At 68.6% G+C, this 3,412-nt stretch carries 1 protein-coding gene; it reads left to right on the top strand.

All coding sequences use genetic code 11. The features are described 5' to 3' along the window. Positions 1-3,412: ThuA domain-containing protein (locus tag ACSDR0_RS49820; RefSeq protein ID WP_435295998.1), on the top strand; the 3,412-nt coding region annotated here is incomplete at both ends.

The following is a 3,412-nucleotide window of genomic DNA, read 5'->3' as shown; positions in this document are numbered from 1 at the left end:
GGCGGCGGCCTTCCGGGTGTTGTTGTTCACCGAGACCGCCGACTACGTGCACGGCTCGATCCCGTCCGGCATCACGATGGTCCAGCAACTCGCCGCCGCCAACGACTTCGAGGTCGTCCAGTCGGCCAGCTCGACCGCGCTCAACGACGCGAACCTCGCCACCTTCGACGCGATCATCATGCTGCAGAACTCCGGCATGGTCTGGGACAACGACGCCCAGCGCCAAGCCACCCAGAAGTTCGTCAACGACGGCGGCGGCATCGTGGCGATCCACAACACCACCGACATGAACATCGAGGCCCAGTTCCCCTGGTGGGACCAGCTCGTCCTGGGCGGCGCGCACATGACCGCGCACTCGGCCACCGTGCAGGGCACCGCCAAGGTCCTCGACAAAAAGCACCCCTCCACCGTGGGCCTGCCCGACCGCTGGACACGCACCGAGGAGTGGTACAACTTCAGCAAGAACATGCGCGGCGACGTGCACGTCCTGGTCACCGCCGACGAAACCACCTACGACGCCGGCGGCAGCAAGATGGGCGCCGACCACCCGATCTCCTGGTGCCGCAACGCCGAGGGCGGGCGCGTGTGGGCGACCGCGATGGGCCACGAGAGCGCCTCCTACAGCGAGGCCAACTTCCGCCAGCACGTGCTCGGCGGCATCAAATGGGCGGCCGGCAACGCCGCGGGCGACTGCGGCGGCACCGTATGGAACCGGTTCCAGAAGGTGACGCTCGACAGCGCCCCCGACCAGCCGATGGGCCTGGACATCGCCCCCAACGGCGACGTCTACTACATCGCCCGCTCCGGCAAGCTCATGCTGATCCGCAAGAGCAACGGCCAGATCGTGACCACCGGCACGCTGAACGTCTACACCGGCGGCGAGGACGGGCTGATCGGCATCGCCCTGGACCCGAGTTTCGCGACCAACCGCTGGGTCTACCTCAACTACTCCCCCACCGGCTCCGCGGCGATCAACCAGGTCTCCCGCTTCACCCTCAACGGCGCCGGTGACAGCCTGGATCTGGCCAGCGAGAAGAAACTGCTGGCCATCCCGGCGACCAGGGTCGACGAGCCGGGGCACACCGGCGGGTATCTCACCTTCGGGCCCGGCGGGAACCTCTACATCGGCGTCGGCGACGACATCAACCCCTTCTCCTCCGACGGCTACGCGCCGATCGACGAGCGCGCGGGCCGCGCCAACTTCGACGCGCAGAAGACCAGCGCCAACACCAACGACCTACGCGGCAAGATCCTGCGGATCCACCCCGAGAGCAACGGCACCTACACGATCCCCTCGGGCAACATGTTCGCGCCGGGCACCGCGCAGACCCGCCCGGAGATCTACGCGATGGGCTTTCGTAACCCGTTCCGGTTCTCGGTGGATGCCGAGACCGGCTGGATCTCCTCAGCCGACTACGGCCCCGACGCCGGATCGGCCAACGCCAACCGCGGGCCCGAGGGCACCGTGGAGTGGAACCTGATCAAGTCGCCCGGCTTCTACGGCTGGCCCTACTGCGTCGGCAACAACATCCCGTTCAACGACTACAACTTCGCCACGTCCACCTCGGGGGCGAAGTTCAACTGCGCGGCGCCGGTGAACAACTCGCCCAACAACACGGGCCTGACGAACCTGCCCGCCGTCAAGACCGCCACCGTCTGGTACAACTACCACCTCGTGTCCGAGTGGCCGGAGATGGGCACCGGCGGCGGCGCGGCCCCGATGGGCGGCCCGTTCTACCACTACGACGCGGCCAACCCCTCCGACACCAAGTTCCCCGCCTACTTCGACGACACCCCGTTCTTCTACGAGTGGAGCCGCAACTACCTGATGGAGATGCGGCTGGACGGCAGCGGCAACATGCTGAAGACCAACCGGTTCCTGTCCAACCTCGGGTTCAGGTCGCCGCTGGACATGAAGTTCGGCCCCGACGGCGCGATGTACCTGATCGAGTGGGGGGTCGGCTACGGCGGCACCAACCCCGACGACGGCGTCTACCGCATCGACTACATCAACGGCTCACGCTCCCCGATCGCCAAGACGAGCGCAACACCCACCTCCGGCCAGGCGCCGCTCACCGTCCAGTTCTCCTCGGCCGGCTCCGCGGACCCCGACGGCGACGCGTTCACCTACGCGTGGGACTTCACCAGCAACGGCTCGACCGACTCCACCGCGGCCAACCCCTCCTTCACCTACACCGCCAACGGCACCTACACCGCCAGGCTCACCATCACCGACTCCTCGGGCAAGAGCGGCTCGGCCACGGTGCCGATCACGGTCGGCAACACCGCGCCGGTGGTGCGGTTCGGCTCGCCGCCCGACGGAACGGCCATCACCTTCGGCGACTCGGTCCCCTACACCGTCACGGTCACCGATCCCGAGGACGGCACGATCGACTGCTCCAGGGTCAGGGTGGTCACGGCCCTGGGCCACGACACCCACAGCCACGACACCGGCCAGTTCACCGGCTGCTCGGGGACGGTGGTGACCACGAACTCCGGCCATGACGCCGACGCCAACACCTTCTACGTGCTGACCGCGACCTACACCGACGCGGGCGGCCTGTCCAACACCGCCAACCTGGTCCTGCAGCCCCGCCACAAGCAGGCCGAGTACTTCACCGGCTCGTCCGGGATCCGGATCATCGACCAGGCCGGCGCGCAGGCCGGTAAGCGCGTCGGCGACATCTCCAACAACGACTGGATCTCTTTTGCGCCGATGAGCGTCCAGGGGGTCACGTCGGTGTCCTACCGGTTGTCCTCGCCGTCGGGCGGCGGCTCGATCGAGTTGCGCGCCGACTCGCCCACCGGGCAGTTGCTGTCCACCACGTCCGTGCCGAGCACCGGCGGCTGGGACACCTACCAGCAGACGGCCGCCACCTCGGTGGCGGCGCTGTCGGGCAGCCACCCGTTGTTCCTGGTGTTCAAGCCCTCCGCGGCCAACCAGTTCGACCTTGACTCCTTCACCCTGAACGGAACGGGGGGTCCGAGCGGGCCGGTGGCCGGCGGCGTCTACACCCTGGTCGCCGCGCACAGCTCCAAGGCGGCCGACGTCGAGGGCCAGTCCACGGCCGACGGGGCCAGGGTGGTCCAGTGGGCGGCCGGCGGCGGCACCAACCAGCAGTGGAGGTTCACCGCCGCGGCCGGCGGCGCCTTCACCCTCACCGGCGTCCAGGGCGGTAAGTGCCTGGACGTGAACGCCGGCTCCACCGCGCCGGGCGCGCCGATCATCCAGTGGACCTGCCACAACGCCGCCAACCAGCAGTGGAGGTTCACCACCGCGGCCAACGGCACCTGGAAGATCACCTCGGCCGCCAGCGGCCACTGCCTCGAGGTGCCCGGCGCCTCGACCGCGGACGGCACCCAACTCACCCAGGCCACCTGCGGGACCGGCACCAACCAGCAGTGGAGGCTC

It is taken from the genome of Streptosporangium sp. G11 (genome assembly GCF_051192615.1).
Taxonomy (GTDB): Bacteria; Actinomycetota; Actinomycetes; order Streptosporangiales; family Streptosporangiaceae; genus Streptosporangium.
This window is presented reverse-complemented; position numbering and strand designations above follow the sequence as displayed.